At 72.0% G+C, this 16,906-nt stretch carries 16 protein-coding genes and 2 tRNA genes; 5 read left to right on the top strand and 13 right to left on the bottom strand.

The genetic code is table 11. The features are described from left to right. Positions 1–11: 11 nt before the first annotated feature. The 4 genes from OG898_RS12740 to OG898_RS12725 form a co-directional block, all read right to left on the bottom strand. Entirely contained in the window at positions 12–446 is a 435-nt protein-coding gene (locus OG898_RS12740) for an Lrp/AsnC family transcriptional regulator (RefSeq protein WP_250738535.1), read from the bottom strand. A 117-nt stretch (positions 447–563) separates the two neighbouring features. Then, positions 564–929, bottom strand: coding sequence for a PH domain-containing protein (locus OG898_RS12735; protein WP_250738536.1), 366 nt, complete (start codon positions 927–929; stop codon positions 564–566). Between the two features lie 229 nt (positions 930–1,158). Then, positions 1,159–1,231 (bottom strand) — tRNA-Arg (locus OG898_RS12730). Positions 1,232–1,482: 251 nt separating this feature from the next. Then, a tRNA-Ser gene (locus tag OG898_RS12725) sits at positions 1,483–1,573 on the bottom strand. A 186-nt stretch (positions 1,574–1,759) separates the two neighbouring features. Between OG898_RS12725 and OG898_RS12720 the strand changes: the two genes are divergently transcribed. From OG898_RS12720 to OG898_RS12710, 3 genes are all read left to right on the top strand, one after another. Continuing rightward, positions 1,760–2,188 (top strand): SSI family serine proteinase inhibitor, encoded by a 429-nt coding sequence (locus OG898_RS12720; protein WP_250738537.1) that lies wholly within the window; start codon positions 1,760–1,762, stop codon positions 2,186–2,188. Between the two features lie 119 nt (positions 2,189–2,307). Continuing rightward, positions 2,308–5,793, top strand: coding sequence for a PAS domain-containing protein (locus OG898_RS12715; protein WP_266956818.1), 3,486 nt, complete (start codon positions 2,308–2,310; stop codon positions 5,791–5,793). Between the two features lie 13 nt (positions 5,794–5,806). Continuing rightward, positions 5,807–6,385: an antibiotic biosynthesis monooxygenase gene (locus OG898_RS12710; RefSeq protein WP_266956816.1), complete on the top strand. Its 579-nt coding sequence runs from the start codon at positions 5,807–5,809 to the stop codon at positions 6,383–6,385. A gap of 21 nt (positions 6,386–6,406) precedes the next feature. Here OG898_RS12710 and OG898_RS12705 read toward each other — a convergent pair whose 3' ends face one another. From OG898_RS12705 to OG898_RS12665, 9 genes are all read right to left on the bottom strand, one after another. Continuing rightward, on the bottom strand, positions 6,407–8,056 hold the full coding sequence (locus tag OG898_RS12705) for a long-chain fatty acid--CoA ligase (protein WP_250738540.1): 1,650 nt from the start codon (positions 8,054–8,056) through the stop codon (positions 6,407–6,409). A 140-nt stretch (positions 8,057–8,196) separates the two neighbouring features. Continuing rightward, positions 8,197–8,730: a SigE family RNA polymerase sigma factor gene (locus tag OG898_RS12700; RefSeq protein ID WP_250738541.1), complete on the bottom strand. Its 534-nt coding sequence runs from the start codon at positions 8,728–8,730 to the stop codon at positions 8,197–8,199. Between the two features lie 134 nt (positions 8,731–8,864). Next, a complete protein-coding gene (locus OG898_RS12695; protein WP_250738542.1) occupies positions 8,865–10,031 on the bottom strand; it encodes a lipid-transfer protein in 1,167 nt (388 codons plus the stop codon). Continuing rightward, positions 10,028–10,459: a MaoC family dehydratase gene (locus OG898_RS12690; RefSeq protein WP_266956814.1), complete on the bottom strand. Its 432-nt coding sequence runs from the start codon at positions 10,457–10,459 to the stop codon at positions 10,028–10,030. Before OG898_RS12690 ends, OG898_RS12695 begins: the two co-directional genes overlap by 4 nt. After that, the gene (locus OG898_RS12685; protein WP_250738544.1) at positions 10,456–11,502 is read right to left on the bottom strand and encodes an acyl-CoA dehydrogenase family protein; all 1,047 of its coding nucleotides are present in this window, start codon (positions 11,500–11,502) and stop codon (positions 10,456–10,458) included. Before OG898_RS12685 ends, OG898_RS12690 begins: the two co-directional genes overlap by 4 nt. Further along, positions 11,502–12,503 carry a bifunctional MaoC family dehydratase N-terminal/OB-fold nucleic acid binding domain-containing protein gene (locus OG898_RS12680; protein ID WP_250738545.1) on the bottom strand — a complete coding sequence of 334 codons (1,002 nt, stop codon included), beginning with the start codon at positions 12,501–12,503 and terminating at the stop codon, positions 11,502–11,504. Before OG898_RS12680 ends, OG898_RS12685 begins: the two co-directional genes overlap by 1 nt. Further along, entirely contained in the window at positions 12,500–13,657 is a 1,158-nt protein-coding gene (locus tag OG898_RS12675) for an acyl-CoA dehydrogenase family protein (RefSeq protein ID WP_250738546.1), read from the bottom strand. Before OG898_RS12675 ends, OG898_RS12680 begins: the two co-directional genes overlap by 4 nt. Positions 13,658–13,839: 182 nt before the next feature. Further along, positions 13,840–14,151, bottom strand: a complete 312-nt coding sequence (locus OG898_RS12670) for a hypothetical protein (protein ID WP_250738547.1) — start codon at positions 14,149–14,151, stop codon at positions 13,840–13,842. Between the two features lie 803 nt (positions 14,152–14,954). Beyond that, a complete protein-coding gene (locus OG898_RS12665) occupies positions 14,955–15,377 on the bottom strand; it encodes a DUF6344 domain-containing protein (RefSeq protein WP_266956810.1) in 423 nt (140 codons plus the stop codon). Positions 15,378–15,670: 293 nt separating this feature from the next. Here OG898_RS12665 and OG898_RS12660 point away from each other — a divergent pair, with 293 nt between their 5' ends. Together OG898_RS12660 and OG898_RS12655 are read left to right on the top strand one after the other, a co-directional pair. Then, positions 15,671–16,300 (top strand): FAD-dependent monooxygenase, encoded by a 630-nt coding sequence (locus OG898_RS12660; RefSeq protein ID WP_266956808.1) that lies wholly within the window; start codon positions 15,671–15,673, stop codon positions 16,298–16,300. Between the two features lie 35 nt (positions 16,301–16,335). After that, entirely contained in the window at positions 16,336–16,878 is a 543-nt protein-coding gene (locus OG898_RS12655) for an FAD-dependent monooxygenase (protein WP_266956806.1), read from the top strand. Positions 16,879–16,906: the final 28 nt, after the last annotated feature.

Raw genomic sequence — 16,906 nt, 5'->3', positions numbered from 1 at the left:
GCACCACCAGGTCACAGGGGGAGCGGTCGCTCGAAGAAGGTCTCCAGGACGACGGTGGCCTGCGTGCCGCTGACACCGTCGATGGCGTAGAGGCGGCGCAGGACGTCCTGCAGCTGCTCGGTGGTGGCCGTGCGGACCTTGACCATGACCGAGGCGCTGCCGGCGATGATGTGCGCCTCCTGGATCTCCGCGATGCCCTCGAAGGCGGCCCGCGAGTCACCCATCCAAGCCGTGGAGTCGACCATCACGTAGGCCAGCACCCCGCTGCCCACGGCCGCCGGATCCACCTCGACCGTGGTCCGCCGGATGACCCCCCGCTCGCGCAGTTTGCGCACGCGCTCGTGGGTGGCTCCCGCAGAGAGCCCGACGGAGGCCGCCAGCGCCGCGTACGGCTGGCCCGCGTCCTCCTGAAGGCGCTGGATCAGCGCCCGGTCGATGTCGTCCACCGAACTTCCTCCCACGTCCCTGCAAGCCCTCGCGGAGACGCTACCTGATCCTGAAATCACCCCCCGGGGCCGAACAGCATTCGGCCCCTCCCCGTCCTCCCCCGACGTCCGGACCGGCTAGCGGGCGACGAACTGCGTCAGGATCGCCTGGACCTCATAGATGTCGACGCCCTTGGTGAAGGTCTTCGCTATCGGGGTCGAGCTGCCGGAGAGCCATATCTTCAGCTCCGCGTCCAGGTCGAAGTGGCCGGCGGTCTCCACGGAGAAGTGCGTGATGCTCCGGTACGGGATCGAGTGGTACTCCACCTTCTTGCCCGTGAGCCCCTGCTTGTCGATGAGCACGAGCCGCCGGTCGGTGAACAGGATCGTGTCGCGGATCAGCAGATAGGCGGCGTGCACCTGCTCCCCCTGCCCCAGCAGCCGCGCGTACTCGCGGTGCGCCGACGCCGGATCCACTGCGTGCGCGTTCCCGAACAGTCCCATGTGAGCTCCCCCTGCTTTCCCGGTGAACCGATCTCCGGTGAGTCGATCTCCAAGAAACCGTAGCGGCGCCCGTCCTCACCCCGCGTCCCCCGGCAGAGCCATCTCATCCCCTAACGCCCCGGAGCCACGCGTCATCACTGAGGAGGAGGAAGAGAGGAGAGGAGGAAACACGAGAAGCAGAAGGACAACGCAAGAGGCCCCCCGGTGAACCGGGGGGCCTCTTGGGCTGTGCACTCGGCAGGATTCGAACCTGCAACCTTCTGATCCGTAGTCAGATGCTCTATCCGTTAAGCTACGAGTGCTTGGCTGGCCGGGGTTTTGCGCCCCGTTGGCCTTGCGAGAACAACAATACATGGACCTCGCCGGGACGCGAAATCCATTAGCCCCACCCGCTCTGACCTGCGGAAACGGCTTGGAAGAAGATCATCCGGTTGGGTGCCGGGGTGTCCCTGCCGGGTGTCCGCACGGGCAGATCCCGCCACCGCGTACCGCCACCGCACGGACCCCGAACGCACCGAAGCCCCGGTCCGCAAGGACCGGGGCTTCGTGAGTGCGGAGGCGGAGGGATTTGAACCCTCGATGGGGGGTAAGCCCCAAACCGCATTAGCAGTGCGGCGCCATAGACCGGACTAGGCGACGCCTCCAGCACACCCCCGCGTACGAGGGTGCGTGCAGATGATGACACAGGCCAGGGGCCGGTCACCAATCCGCTCCCACGGTACAAGGAGGGCGGCCCGCAGAGCAAAGCCTTAAGCACCCCCGTCTGCGGAACGTCGGCGCCGCCCCGTCGTTGGTCTGTCGTACGACGTACGGACGACCTGGAGTTCCCCATGCTGCGTCTCGCCGCTTTCGCCGTCACCTCCGCTCTGGCCGCAGCGGCGGCGGGCCCCCTGCCCCCGCTGCCGCCCCTGAGCCGGCTGCTGGCCTCCCCCGACCGGCTCACCATCGTCGTGGCCGACACCGGCAACCCGCGGGCGGACGGCGAGTACCGGCTGGAGTGCGACCCGCCCGGCGGGAACCACCCGCAGGCCCAGGACGCCTGCGCCCGCCTCGAAGCCCTCGCGCGCGAGGGGAAGGACCCCTTCGCTCCCGAGCCCAAGAATCAGCTGTGCACCCTGCAGGACGGCGGCCGCGCCACCGCCCGGATCACCGGAACGTGGCACGGCCAGAGGGTGGACTCCCGGTTCCGCCGGACGAACGGATGCGAGATCCGCAGGTGGAACGACTTGGAACCTGTCCTTCCACGAGGGCGTTCCTGACCTGGGAGGATGCGCCGGACGGGCGGAATGCACCGGCCATCCGCCCCCTCATCGGGAGCCCGTGCCCTTAGACTCCTCCCGTGACATGCCGGTAGTTGTGGTCAGGGAGGAAGCTCGTCGTGAGCAGCAGGCCATCCCGAGGCGCTGCTCGCCTCGCAGCAATACTCGACGCTCTTCCGGACGCGCTGTTGCTCGTCAACGCCAACGGCACGGTCGTCAACGCCAATTCGATCGCCCTCGAGGTCATGGAGAGCCCCGGTACCGGGCTCGTCGGCCGGGGCGTGCTCGACCTCCTGCCCGAATTCGACTCCAAGCTGATCCCCGGCTCCATGCGCCGGCCCGGCGAGGACGAGGGCGGCCGCGCCCGTCCGAAACGGATGGTCGCCCGCCGCACCGACGGCAGCGAGTTCCCCGTCGAGGTCACCGCCGCCCATCTCGACGGCCGCGACGCCTACCGTGAGCCGCAGCCCTCGTACACCGGCGACGAGCTGCTGATGCTCGTCGTACGGGACCTCTCGCAGACGGTGGACACCGAGGCCGAGCTGGCCCGCTCGCAGCGGCAGACCGAGATGATCCTGCGCGCCGCCGCCGAGGGCGTCGTCGGCACGGACACCGACGGCAGGGTCGTGCTGGTCAATCCGGCCGCCGCCCAGATCCTCGGCTACCGCGCCACCGACCTCGGCAACCGCGAACTGCACGGGCTGGTCCAGCACTCGCGCGCCGACGGTTCGCCGTTCCCCTTCGAGGAGTCCCCGCTCGCCGACACCCTGCGCAGCGGACGCAAGCACCGGGTCCGCGGCCAGGTGCTGTGGAACAAGGCCGGGCAGCCCGTCGCCGTGGACCTGACCACCTCTCCCGTACGGGACGGGGAGCAGCTCGTCGGCGCCGTCATGACCTTCACCGACCGGCGTTCCTACGACGCGCTGGCCGCGCGCCACGCCCAGCTGCTGTCCGTCCTCGGCGACTCCCTGCGCGGACCGCTGGAGGAACTGCGCGGCGAGCTGGCCACGCTGGCCGCCGACGACGCGGGCCAGCTGTGGCCCGAGGCCAACCAGCTCCTGCACCACCTGGCCGCCGGCTACTCCCGGATGACCACGCTGGTCGACAACGTGCTCTCCTTCCAGCGGCTCGACGCGGGCGGCGAGAAGCTCGACAAGAAGAAGGTGCTGATCGACGGGGTCGTCAAGGCCGGTGTCGACGGCGCGGTCGAGCTGATCGGCCCCGGGCGGGCGCAGTTCGCCGTGCACGCCCCGACGATCGAGGCCGAGGTGGACGCGGAGCGGATCTCGACCGCCCTCGCGCACCTGGTCGCGGACGTCGCCGGGGTGGACGCCACCGGCAAGACCCGCCAGGGCAGCGGGTACATGGACTCGACGATCGTGGTGGCCGCCGCGCAGCGCGGTGAGGTCGTACGGATCGAGGTGCGCGGCCCCTACGAGGGCGGCAGCCCGGTGCACGAGCCGATCGTGCGGGGCATCGTGGAGGCGCACGGCGGTGTGCTGCAGACGGTGGAGGTGCCGGGCGCGCCCGGCGGCGCGTACGTACTGGAACTGCCGCTGGGTGCGGGAGCCGGGACGGTCACCCTGCCCGAGCCCGAGGAGGCTCCCCCGGCCGAGCCCGGGACCGAGGGCGGCCCGGGGCAGGTTTCCGGCGGCCGGCGGGCCCGGCGCGGCGTGGACGCCTTCCTCGACGACGAGTCCGCTGCCGACGCGGGCGCCGACGCTGCCACCGGGAAGGGAGCCGGCAACGGCCCCGGCACGGGCCTGGCGAAAGCGGGCCAGAACCCCGACAGCGCCGACGGCGGGAGCGCGCTGGCGCTGCCGTCCGGGCGGCGCCGGGGCGGCGAGGCCGCGGCCGTGGCCCGGCCCGGCGACGGCGCTCCCGCGGAGCTCGCCCAGTCCCCCGTGAACCCGGCGGGTCTGGGCGGAAGCGGCACCGGGCGGCGCCGCGGCCAGAACGGCGACGGCAGCGGCGGCGACGCGGCCGCCGGCGGCAGCGACCGTCCGGGCGGCCCCGGGCGGCCCGTGCCCCCGCAGGGCACCGCCATGCCCGCGCTCCCGCCCGTGCCGGTGCCTCCCGTGCCGGTGCCCCCGTTCCCGGGGCTCCCCGTTCCGCTGACGGAGCACCCCGCCGGGCGGCGGCGTGCCCTGGGCGCGGCGGGACCGGCGCAGCCGGGCGGTCCGGTGCCGGCGACCGGGCTCGGGCCGACGCCCGGGCCCATGCCCCCGCCGATGCCCCCGTCTCCGGCCTCCCCCGCTCCCGTACGGCCCATCGCCCCCGAGGGCGGCTTCGCGCTGCCCGCCGGCCCGACGCCGGCTCCGCAGCCGCCGCAGGCCCCCGCCATGGCCGGCCCGGCCGCCGGTGCCGAGGCCGACGCCGAAGCCCCGGGCGGGCGGCGCGGGCGGCGGGTGCTGGGCGCGCCCGGCACCGGCTCCGAGGGCCTCGAAGCCGCCGCCGGGCGGCCGGACGCGGGCGCTCAGGGCCCCGTAGCCCCCGAGACGCATCCCACCGGGCGGCGGCGTGCGCTGCCCGCCACCCCGGCCTGGCCGGTTCCGGCGGCCCGTACCGCCCCCGAGGACTCGGACGGCGTCGGGCAGATCGCCGTGCCCGGAGCCCGGCAGCCGCAGGACACCCCCGCGGAGGCCGCCGGGGCGCCGATCAGCGTCCGTGCGCTGGGCAGCCTCGGCCAGGGCGGCGGGGCCGGCGACACCAACGGCTCCGGCCGGCGGCGCCGCCTCGCGGAGCCCGCGCCCGAGGGCCGTGCCTTCGCCATAGGAGCACCCGAGGAGGGCTCGGCCGAGGGCCCCGAGCCGCTGGACGGGCCCGGTGGCGCCGTCGAGGTGGTCAACCGGACCGTGCCTCGTCCCGTGGACGACGAGCTGCCGCCCGAGCCGCTGGACAACCCGCGCCGGCTCCTGGTGTGGCCGGCTCCGGACGCGCAGACGCAGGCCGCACTCAGCGACCGCGGCTACCGCCCGGTGATCGTGCACTCCCGCGAGGAGGTCGACGCGCAGATCGCCGCGTTCCCCGCCGCGCTGTTCGTGGACCCGCTGACCGGGCCGATCACCCGGACCGCCCTGCAGTCGCTGCGCCAGGCCGCGGTGGCCGCCGAGGTGCCCGTGCTGGTCACGGCCGGGCTGGGGCACGCCACGCGCGAAGCCGCGTACGGCGCCGATCCGGCCGTGCTGCTCAAGGCGCTCGCGCCGCGCGACAGCGAGCAGCACCCCTCCCGGGTGCTGCTGATCGAGGAGCACGACGAGATCGCGACCGCGCTGACCGCCGCCCTGGAGCGGCGCGGCATGCAGGTCGCGCGGGCCGACGCGGATACGGACGCCGTGGAGCTGGCGACCCGGATGCGGCCGAACCTGGTGGTGATGGACCTGATGCAGGTGCGGCGCCGCCGGGCCGGGATCGTGGACTGGCTGCGCGCCAACGGGCAGTTGAACCACACCCCGCTGGTCGTCTACACGGCCACCGGGATCGAGCCGTCCGAACTGCCGCGGCTGGCCTCGGGCGAGAGCGTGCTGTTCCTCGCCGAGCGGTCCACCACGGCGGACGTGCAGGGCCGCATCGTGGACCTGCTGGCCAAGATCGGTACCAACTAGTCATTCTGGCCGCATGGCCATCATCGACACGAGCGAGCAGACCGTCCCCGCCGACAACGGGGAGGTCAGCCTGCTCATCGCGCGACAGGTGGATCCGGGCCACGAGGAGAACTTCGAGGCCTGGGCCCACGGGATCCTGGAGACGGCCGCGGCCTTTCCGGACCACCTGGGGTACGGCCTGTTCCGCCCGGCCGTCGAGGGCGGGCCCTGGTTCCTGGTGCACCGGTTCCGCAACCAGGCGGCCTTCCAGCGGTGGCAGGACTCCGCCGAGCGCGCCGCCTGGTTCTCCAACTGCCTCGGGCACCACCACACGGAGATAGCCCGGCGCGAACTGCACGGCATGGAGACCTGGTTCGCGAAGCCGGGTACGGCCCGGCCCGCGCCGCCGCGGTGGAAGATGGCGATCAGCTCGGGGCTGGCCATCTTCCCGATCTCGCTCGCGGGCAACGCGCTGCTCGGGCCGTACCTGGTGAACCTGCACTTCGTACTGCGGACGGCCGCGTTCGCCGTCGTCTTCAGCACCCTGATGACCTACGTGGCCATGCCCGCGATCAGCAAGCTGCTGCGGCCCTGGCTCACGCGCGGGCAGTAGCCCCCGTGGGGCCCGTGGGGCTCAGTCGAGCTTGGTGACGTCGAGGGTGCCTTCCGCGTACTGCTTGCGGATCACCTTCTTGTCGAACTTGCCGACGCTCGTCTTCGGCACCGCCTCGACGAACGCCCAGCGCTCCGGCAGCTGCCACTTGGCGATCGACTGACCCAGGAAGGCGCGCAGTCCCGCATAGTCCACGGTGGCCCCCTCCTTCAGGACGACGGTGGCCAGCGGGCGCTCGTCCCACTTGTCGTCCGGGACGGCGACGACCGCCGCCTCGGCGACCTCGGGGTGGGCCATCAGCGCGTTCTCCAGCTCCACGCTGGAGATCCACTCACCGCCGGACTTGATGACGTCCTTGGCCCGGTCGGTGAGGGTGAGGAAGCCGTCGGGGCTGATCACGCCGACGTCGCCGGTCTTGAGCCAGCCGTCCGCGCTGAACTTGTCCTCGGGGCGGGTCGGCTCGCCGTCCACGCCGCCGTAGTAGGAACTCGCGATCCAGCTGCCGCGCACCTCGAGCTCGCCCGCCGACTCGCCGTCCCAGGCCAGGAGGTCGCCGCCGGGGCCGACCAGACGGGCCTCGACGCCCGCCGGGAAGCGGCCCTGCGTGATGCGGTACGGCCACTCCTCCTCGGGCGTCAGACCGGCCGGCGGGTGGGCCATGGTGCCCAGCGGGGAGGTCTCGGTCATCCCCCAGGCGTGGTTGAGGCGCACGCCGAGCTTGTCGTAGGCCTCCATCAGGGCCGGCGGACAGGCCGCGCCGCCGATGGTGACCTGCTTCATCGAGGTCAGGTCGCGGGGGTTGGCGGTGACCTCGGCGAGCAGTCCCTGCCAGAGGGTGGGGACGGCCGCGGCGTGGGTCGGCTTCTCCCGCTCGATCATGTCGGCGAGCGGGGCGGGCTGCAGGAAGCGGTCCGGCATCAGCATGTTGATGCCGGTCATGAAGGTGGCGTGCGGCAGGCCCCAGGCGTTGACGTGGAACTGCGGGACGACGACGAGGGAGGTGTCCTTGTCGGTCAGGCCCATCGACTCGGCCATGTTCACCTGCATCGAGTGCAGGTAGATGGACCGGTGGGAGTAGACGACGCCCTTCGGGTCCCCCGTGGTGCCGGAGGTGTAGCACATGGCCGCGGCCTGGCGCTCGTCCAGCTCGGGCCAGTCGTAGGTGTCCGGGCGGCCCGCCAGGAGCTCCTCGTACTCGTGCACGCGCACGCCGAGGCCCTCCAGCGCGGAGCGGTCGCCGATGCCCGCGACCACGACGTGCTCGATGGTCGGCAGGTGCGGCAGGAGCGGGACGAGCAGCGGCAGCAGGGTGCCGTTGACCAGCACGACCTTGTCGGCCGCGTGGTTGACGATGAAGACCAGCTGCTCGGGAGGGAGCCGCAGGTTCAGCGTGTGCAGGACGGCACCCATGGAGGGGATCGCGAAGTACGCCTCGACGTGCTCGGCGTTGTTCCACATCAGGGTCGCGACGCGGTCGTCCTGCCGGACGCCCAGCTCGTCGCGCAGGGCGTTGGCCAGGCGCGTGGCCCGGGTCCCGATCTCGGCGAAGCTGCGGCGGTGCGGCTCGGCCTCCCCGGTCCAGGTCGTGACCTGGGACTTCCCGTGGATCGTCATCCCGTGCTGCAGTATGCGGGTGACGAGGAGTGGTACGTCCTGCATGGTGCTCAGCAAAGCGTCCTCCCGGTGAGCGCTGCGGCGCTGCGGCGGCTACGGATGCTGCGATTCTGCGCACGTACCGGTCGGCATGTCACTACCCAAGAGTAGAAACACGGCGTTGTTTCACGTGAAACATCGGCCGGGCGGGGCGGCACTCAGCGGACGGGGGTCAGTTCCGGGTCCTCGCGGAGCTTGACCAGCGCCCGGGAGACGGCGCTCTTGACGGTGCCCACGGAGACGCCGAGCAGCTCGGCGGTCTGGGCCTCGCTCAGGTCCTCGTAGTAGCGCAGGACAACCATCGCCCGCTGCCGGTCGGGCAGCCGGGTCACCGCGCGCCACATCGCGTCGCGCAGTGCCTGCGCCTCGGCGGGGTCGGCGGCCGGCGGCTCGTCGGCCTCGGGAAGCTCGTCGCAGACGAACTCGTCGACCTTGCGCTTGCGCCACTGGCTGGTGCGGGTGTTGACCAGGGCCCGGCGGACGTACCCGTCCAGGGCGCGGTGGTCCTCGATGCGGTCCCACGCGACGTAGGTCTTGGCCAGCGCCGTCTGGAGGAGGTCCTCGGCATCGCAGGGGTTGGCGGTGAGCGAGCGCGCGGTGCGCATCAGGACCGTGCCGCGGGTCCGGACGTACGCCGAGAACGACGGGTACGGCGTCGGATTCGAGGCGAGCGTGCACACAGGCGTGGTCATGCCTCCACGCTAGGAGCGGCGCGGCCCGATGGGATCGGCCGCAAGTGCCGAAGCGGGATCCGTCTCAGGTTGTAGGACGGAGGCCCGCCCCACCTCCTGAAGGTGGAGGAGGCGGGGCTTCCACAAGGGGCTCTTCAGCCGTCCGCGCCCAGGATCAGGCCGGAGGTCGGGACCCCGGTACCGGCTGTGACCAGGGCGTGGGCGGCCCCGGAAACCTGGTTCACGGAGGTGCCGCGCAGCTGGCGGACCGCCTCGGCGATGCCGTTCATGCCGTGCAGGTACGCCTCCCCGAGCTGGCCTCCGTGGGTGTTGAGCGGCAGCGCGTCCGCGGCCACGAAATCGGCAGCCTCGCCCGGCGCGCAGAAGCCGAACTCCTCCAGCTGCATCAGCACGAACGGCGTGAAGTGGTCGTAGAGGATGCCGACGTCGATGTCCGAGGGCCGCAGTCCGCTGGTCCGCCACAGCTGGCGGGCGACCACGTCCATCTCCGGGAGCCCGGTGAGGCCGTCCCGGTAGAAGGAGGACATGGCCTCCTGGCGGCGGCCCGCGCCCTGCGCCGCCGCCGTGATCACGGCGGGCTTCTGCCGCAGGTCGCGGGCCCGCTCGGCGGTGGTGACGACGATGGCCTGGCCGCCGTCCGTCTCCTGGCAGCAGTCGAGCAGCCGCAGCGGCTCGACGATCCAGCGCGAGGCCGCGTGGTCGGCGAGGGTGATGGGCTTGCCGTAGAAGTAGGCGGCCGGATTGTTCGCCGCGTGCCGTCGGTCGGTGACCGCGACGTGGCCGAAGGCCTCCGGCGTCAGGTTGTAGGCGTGCAGGTAGCGCTGGGCCGTCATGGCCACCCAGGAGGCCGGGGTGAGCAGCCCCCAGGGCAGCGACCAGCCGAGCGCCGCACCCTCCGCCGAGGGCTCGCGCTGCTGGACGCCGGAGCCGAAGCGGCGGCCTGAGCGTTCGTTGAAGGCGCGGTAGCAGACCACGACCTCGGCGACCCCGGTGGCGACGGCGAGGGCGGCCTGCTGGACGGTGGCGCAGGCGGCGCCGCCGCCGTAGTGGATGCGGGAGAAGAAGGAGAGGTCCCCGATGCCGGCCGCCTGGGCGACGGTGATCTCGGGGCTGGTGTCCATCGTGAAGGTGACCATGCCGTCCACGTCGGCGGGGGTGAGCCCGGCGTCGTCGAGGGCCGCGTGCACGGCTTCGACGGCCAGCTTGAGCTCACTGCGGCCGGAGTCCTTGGAGAACTCGGTCGCGCCGATGCCGGCGATGGCGGCGCGGCCGCCGAGCTGGTCGCGGGTGCGGACGCTCATGCCGTGCCCTCCGGGGTGCCGGGGCCGTCCGGCGTGGTGTCCGGCGTGGTGTCCAGCGTGACGGTGACCGTGCCGGTGACGTGGTGGCCGATGCCGTTGGCGCCGACCACGCGGATCTCCACGGTGTCCCCGTCCAGGGCGGTGACGGTCCCGGTCAGCGTCATGGTGTCGCCGGGGTAGTTCGGGGCGCCGAGGCGGATCGCCACCTTGCGCAGGACCGCGCGCGGGCCGAGGTGGTCGGTGATGTACCGGCCGACCAGGCCGTTGGTCGTCAGGATGTTCATGAAGATGTCCGGGGAGCCCTTCTCCCGCGCGAGCACCGCGTCGTGGTGCACGTCCTGGTAGTCGCGGGAGGCGATCGCGCCCGCGACGATCAGGGTGCGGGTGACCGGTATCTCCAGCGGCGGCAGTGTGTCGCCGATGTTCATGCGGCGTCCCCTTCGGGTGCGTCGTCGGACAGGACCGCGCCCAGCTCGGCCAGCAGTTCGCTGCCGCAGCCCAGGTACGCGTCGAGCTGGCGTCCCCACAGGAAGTGCCGGTGGACCGGGTGGTCGAGGTCGGCGCCCATGCCGCCGTGCAGGTGCTGGCCCGCGTGGACGACCCGTTTGCCCGCTTCCGAGGCCCACCAGGCCGCCGTCAGCGCGTGCTCGCCCGCCGGGAGTCCCTCGTCCATGCGCCAGGCCGCCTCGTACGCGGTGACCCGTATCGCCTCGGTGTCCATGTAGGCGTCGGCCGCGCGCAGCATGACCCCCTGGTTGGTGGAGAGCGGCCGGCCGAACTGCTCGCGGGTGGAGGTGTACTCCACGGCGCGGGCCAGCGAGCCCGCGCAGACCCCTGCCTGGAGGCCGGCGAAGGCGGTCCGGGCGACGGCCAGTACGTCCGCGTGGGCGCCCTCCCCTCCGACCCGTTCCGCCTCGGCGCCGGTCAGGGTCAGGCGGCCCGCCGACCAGGGCGCGGTGGTCTCCACCGGCTCCGTACGCACCCCGGGCCCGTCCGTCCGTACGAGCCACAGGGCTCCCGTCCCGTCCGGGACCAGGACGTGCGTGGCCTCGCGCAGCCAGGGCACGGCGGGGGCTCCGCCGGTGAGCCGGCCGTCCGGCGAAGCGGTGATCCGGCCGCGGTCCGGGAAGGCCCCGGTGGCGACCGCGTCTCCGGAACTCAGCGCGGGGAGCAGCCGGGCACGCTGCTCGTCGGTGCCGTGCCGGGTCAGGGCGAGGATCCCGTACACGCACGTGACGGCGTACGGGACCTGCGCGGTCGTGCGGCCCTGTTCCTCCAGCAGGAGCACCAGGCCGAGCAGGCCGACGTCCTCGACGGCGGCGGTCAGCCCGGCGGTGGTGAGGGCCTTCCACAGCTCGGCGTCACTGCCGGTGCCGGCGGCGCCGAGGCGGTCGTGGGTGGCGAGGTCGCCGAAGATCTGGGCGGCGAGTCCGGCCGCGGCGGCCTGTTCCTCGGTGGGGTGGAAGTCCATCAGGCCTCGCTCCCCCGGAAGACGGGCAGTTCCAGTTCCTCGTCCACGCGCAGGAACTCCAGGTGCACGGGCAGCCCGATGCGGACCTTGTCGTACGGGACGCCGGTGATGTTGCTGACCATCCGGACCCCTTCGGCGAGCTCGACGAGCGCCACCGCGTAGGGCGGGTCGAAGGCGGGGAAGGGCGGATGGTGCATGACCACGTAACTGAACACCGTGCCTGCCCCGGACGCCTCGACCGTGTCCCAGTCCGGGCTCCCGCAGGTGTTGCAGCCGGGGAGCCAGGGGAAGCGGAGCGTCGCGCAGGCGGTGCAGCGCTGGATCAGGAGCTTGTGCGCGCGGACGCCGTCCCAGAAGCCCTGGTTGTCGCGGTTGATCACGGGGCGGGGGCGCTGGGCGGGCTTCTTCTTGGCCTGCTCGGTGGACCGGCTCGGCTCGGTGGACCCTCCCGGCGCGGTGGGCTTCTTCGCCGCCGGGGCGTACTTGAGGATCCGGAAGCGGTGGGTCCCGGCCGGTTCGCCGTTGGCGTGGACGTCCATGCGGGTGGTCACGAAGTGTCCCGTGCCGAGCTTGGTGGTCTTGCGCGGCGACACCGACTCGATGACGGCGTCGAAGGTGATCGCGTCGCCGGGGCGCAGCGGCCTCAGGTACTCCTGCTCGCAGTCGGTGGCGACGACGGAGGTGCAGCCCGCGCCGTCGAGCAGTGCGAGGAGCTCGTCGTAGGCCGAGGAGCGGTCGCCGTGGCCGGAGAGTCCGCCCAGCGTCCACGCCTGGAGCATGGTGGGCGGGGCGATGGCGTCCGGGCCGGTGTAGGCGGGGTTGGCATCGCCCATCGCCTCGCACCAGTGGCGGATCATCGGCTCGTTGACCGCGTCCTTGCCCTGGCCGGCGGTGGCGGCGGGCTGCCCTTCGAAGGACGCGAGGAGGGTGTGGAAGCGCGCTGCCTCCGCGGCTGCTTCCGTCTCCGCTTCCGATGTTCCGGTGGCGGGCGTGGCGGTCATCGCTTCCTTCCCTTCATACCGAGCCGCATCATGGCGACGATCTCCCGTTGGACCTCGCTGACGCCGCCCCCGAAGGTGTTGATCTGGGCGGCCCTGTTCATCCGCTCCAGCTCCCCGCCCGCGAAGACCTCGGGGCCGGGCCCCCGGACGAGCGCCTCCTCCCCCACCACCTCCTGGCAGATCCGGTACACCTCGACGGTGGACTCGGTGCCCAGGAACTTCACGCCGCTCGCGTCGCCCGGGGCCAGGGTGCCGGCGCCGACGTCCTGGACTAGGCGCCAGTTGAGGAGTCGTACGGCGGCGAGGCGCGCATGGGCCTCGGCGAGCCGCGACTGCACCCAGGGGCGGTCGGCGGGACGCTCGCCGGTGACCGGGTCGGGGGTGCGGGCGTGGTCGAGGGCGCCCCGGTAGAAGTCCTCGGCCTGCATGCCGATGGCGGCGAGGGCGACGCGTTCGTGGTTGAGCTGGTTGGTGATCAGGCCCCAGCCGCCGTGCTCGGGGCCGACGAGGTTGCCGGCGGGCACGCGGATGGAGTCGTAGTACGTGGCGGTCGTGGTCAGGCCGCCGACGGTGTCGATCGGGGTCCAGGAGAAGCCGGGGTCGTCGGTGGGCACCAGGATGATGGAGATGCCCTTGTGCTTGGGGGCCTCCGGGTCGGTGCGGCAGGCGAGCCAGATCCAGTCGGCGTTCTGGGCGTTGGAAGTGAAGATCTTCTGGCCGTCGATCAGCCAGCCCTGGTCGTCGCGGACGGCCCTGGTGCGCAGGGAGGCGAGGTCGGTGCCCGCCTCCGGCTCGGAGTAGCCGATGGCGAAGACGAGTTCGCCCTTGAGGATCCGGGGCAGGAAGTAGTCCTTCTGCTCCTGCGTCCCGTACTTCATCAGGGTCGGGCCGACGGTGTTGAGGGTGACCATGGAGACGGGGGCGCCGGCCCGGTAGGCCTCGTCGAAGAACACGAACTGCTCGTCCGGGCCGCGGCCCTGGCCTCCGTACTCGACGGGCCAGCCGAGGCCGAGGAGTCCGTCGGCGCCTATTCGGCGCAGTAGTGCGCGCTGCTCGGCGGGGTCCTCGGGCACCCCGTCCGGCAGCAGGTTTCCGAAGTACTCCCGCAGCTCGGAACGGAGCCGCAACTGGCCTTCGGTCGGGGCGAGGTGCACGGCGCTGGCCTCCCGGCATCACATCATCACGTGGAGCTGACTGTCCGTCAGATTCCAGGTGGATGTCAAGGCCGGGGCACTGTGACGGAGGGCCCGGAACGCCCGAGGGCGCCCGCACTACCGGACCCCAGCCGGTCCGGTCGCGCAGGCGCCCTCAAGAGTCGGTGCGGCTCAGGCCGCCACTACCACCAGGGGTAGAAGTTCACGGCGACGGTGGAGTTGTGCTGTTCGATCGCGGTGAAGGCCGAGCCGTTGACCTGCGCGGTGTTGTTCTGGTTGGACGCGCCGGATCCGGTGGCCACCTGCTGCGAGGTGGAGGAGTTGCCGTGGTTGTTGCCACCCACGCCGCTGCCGATGATGCTGGCGACGCTCGCATTCGATCCGTCGTTCGCGAAGGAGCCGTTGTCGGCCGATGCCACCCCGCCGAAGAGGGCGACGGCGAGGGGGAGAGCGGCGACGGCGGCGATGACGCGGGCGGTACGGATGCTTGCCATGTCTGTATCCTCCAGAAAACCGAAGTGGGGTTTACTCCAAGGCAGTTGGCCGACCGCCTCGGTCTTTCCGTGTGGTGACGACGTCGCGAGACCAGAGTTGCCCACCGAATCCCCGGCGAACCACCCCGGAGCCCTCGATTCCCCCGCAAGCATGACCAACATCGGATAAACCCCATGCGCGCCCCCGGCGCCCCAGGTCAGCGCGTCGAGACCCGCTGAAACCCCTGCCGGGCAAGGGGCGAACCGTTCCGCCAAAACGGCCGGCCCCGGACATGCCGAAAAGGGCCGCGCCGTCCGGGAACCCCACCGTCTCCCGGGCCTGCGGCCCTGCGCTGCCAAGCTTCACGCCCCCTGCACGCCCCCGGCGCTCGCCGGGGCGTTCCCTCTGTGCCCCGCTCCGGGGCACCTTCACGGCACGATCCGCGGTCGCGGCCTGCTCACACCGACCGACCGGGCTCAAGCGCCTGCGCTGCGCTGCGCTGCGTTGCGTTGCTCTCGTGTTCTGCTGCCTTGCTGCTGCGTGCTCCTGCGTACTGGGTGGCGGGTACTCCTGGTACTGAGTCCTGGGTACTGGGTCCCGCCGCGTCCTGCCGTGTCCTGCGTCCGGGCGCCGCGCACTGGGCCCTACACCTTGCACCTGCGCGCACTGCGTCCTGCGATCAACGGATCCTGAGATCTACGGGTCCTACGGTCGACGGGTCCTTCAGTCGACGGGCCCTGCGGTCGACGGGCCCTGCGGTCGACGAGTCCTGCGGTCGACGGGTGCCGCGTCTGCGTGCGGTACGAGTGCTCCGTGCCGCGCACTACGCGGCGAGGGCCATCTCCCGGCGAGCGGCTCCGACGCGGACCGCTGCGGCAATCGCGGCGCTACGGACGCTGTCGTCCACCCCGAACTCGGACCCGGACCCGGACCCGGTTCCCGAACCGGCGGACAGGGCGGTGGTGGAGCGGCGGACGGACGGGGTCTTGCCGTGCGCCTCGGCGCGGATGCGCTGCTTGATGGTGGGCGGGAGCGAACCACCGCGCATCATCGCCCTCCAGGTCCGTCGGGCCATGAAGGCCGGCCGGTGCGCCGCGACGGCCGCGGGGGCGGCGGCGGGGGAGGAGGAGAGCGGGGTGGCGGCGGCCTGGGCGGCCTTGCCGCCGAAGCCGAGGGAGGCGAGGAGGGCCACGAGGGCCGCAAGGACGGTGGTCCAGATCGACGTGATGGTGCTGCGGTGAGCCATGACGGGTCCCTCGTTTCGCAATGTTCCGACGGGCGGATCTGAATACATTCGTCATGATGCGGGCGCAAGCGGAGCGCCTCCACGCCCCGCGCCGATCTTCCGACAAACACCACTCAAAGGGGCTAATCGCATAATTTCGATCCCCTGAAACCTCGCGCGAGCCCGGCCGGGACTTTCACCGCAAGATCGCCATCTCCCCTTCCACAGACGGCTGTTGACATCGGCTCAGCTCGCGCACCATGCTCCACCACAGCGCGGCGGATCTTCTTCTCATGGTCGGGGGACCTAGTTCCATGCAGAACCGAAACGTACTGATATCGGATGCAGGCATCGCGGGCACCGCCCTGGCCCACTGGCTGCGCCACCACGGTTTCCGACCGACCGTGGTCGAGCGCGCCTCCGTCCTCCGGGAGGGCGGCTACAAGATCGACATCCGCGGTGCCGCGCTCGACGTGGTGTCCCGCGCCGGGGTCCTCGACACCGTCCGCGCCCAGCGGACCGACGTCCAGGGCGGCTCCATCGTCAACGCGGCGGGCAAGCGGGTGGCGACGCTCGACGGTGACACCTTCGGCGGCCGCGCGGGCCACGACGCGGAGATCCTGCGCGGCGACCTGAACCGGATCCTCTACGACCTCACCGTCGACGGAGCCGACGGTGTCGAGTACCTCTTCGGCGCCTCCATCGCCTCCGCCACGGAGACCGCGGACGGCATCGAGGTGGAGCTCGACGGCGGTGAGCGCCGCGTCTTCGACCTGGTCGTCGGCGCCGACGGGCTGCATTCCAACACCCGGGCGCTGGCCTTCGGACCCGAGGAGCGCTTCATCCGGGACCTCGGCTACTACGTCTCGATCTACAGCGTCCCCAACCACCTCGACCTCGACCGCTGGGAGCTGACCTACGTCTCCCCCTGCGCACGGCCCTGACGTACAGCACCGCCAAGGACACCGGCGCGAAGGCGATGTTCCTCTTCACCTCGGGGCCGCTGGATTACGACCGGCACGACGTCTCCCAGCAGAAGAAGCTGCTGGTGGAGGCGTACGCGGGCGAGGCCTGGGAGGTGCCCCGGCTCCTCGCGGCCCTTGACGAGGCCCCGGACTTCTACTTCGACTCCCTCAGCCAGGCCCACCTGGACCACTGGTCCAAGGGCCGCACCACCCTGGTCGGCGACTCCGCGTACTGCGCCTCGCCCGCCTCCGGCCAGGGCACCAGCCTGGCCCTGGTCGGTGCCTACGTCCTGGCGGGCGAGCTCGCGGCGGCCGGCGGCGACCACCTGGCCGGCTTCGCGGGCTACGAACGCGAGATGCGCAGCTTCGCGGAGGAGAACCAGAAGCTCGGCCCCTCGAACATCAAGCACATGGTCATGCGGACCAAGCGCCAGATCTCGATCCAGCTGACCATGCTCTCCCTCCTGGGCCGCCTGCCGGGCAAGCAGCGCATGATGGCCAAGGTCATGGAGCCGATCCAGAAGGCCGCGAACTCCATCACCCTCAAGGACTACTGATCCATCGGACGGTGTGCGCACGCCCGGG

The organism is Streptomyces sp. NBC_00193 (assembly GCF_026342735.1).
Taxonomy (GTDB): domain Bacteria; phylum Actinomycetota; class Actinomycetes; order Streptomycetales; family Streptomycetaceae; genus Streptomyces; species Streptomyces stoeckheimensis.
The sequence above is the reverse complement of the archived record's forward strand: the minus strand, read 5'-3'. Positions and strand labels throughout refer to the sequence as shown.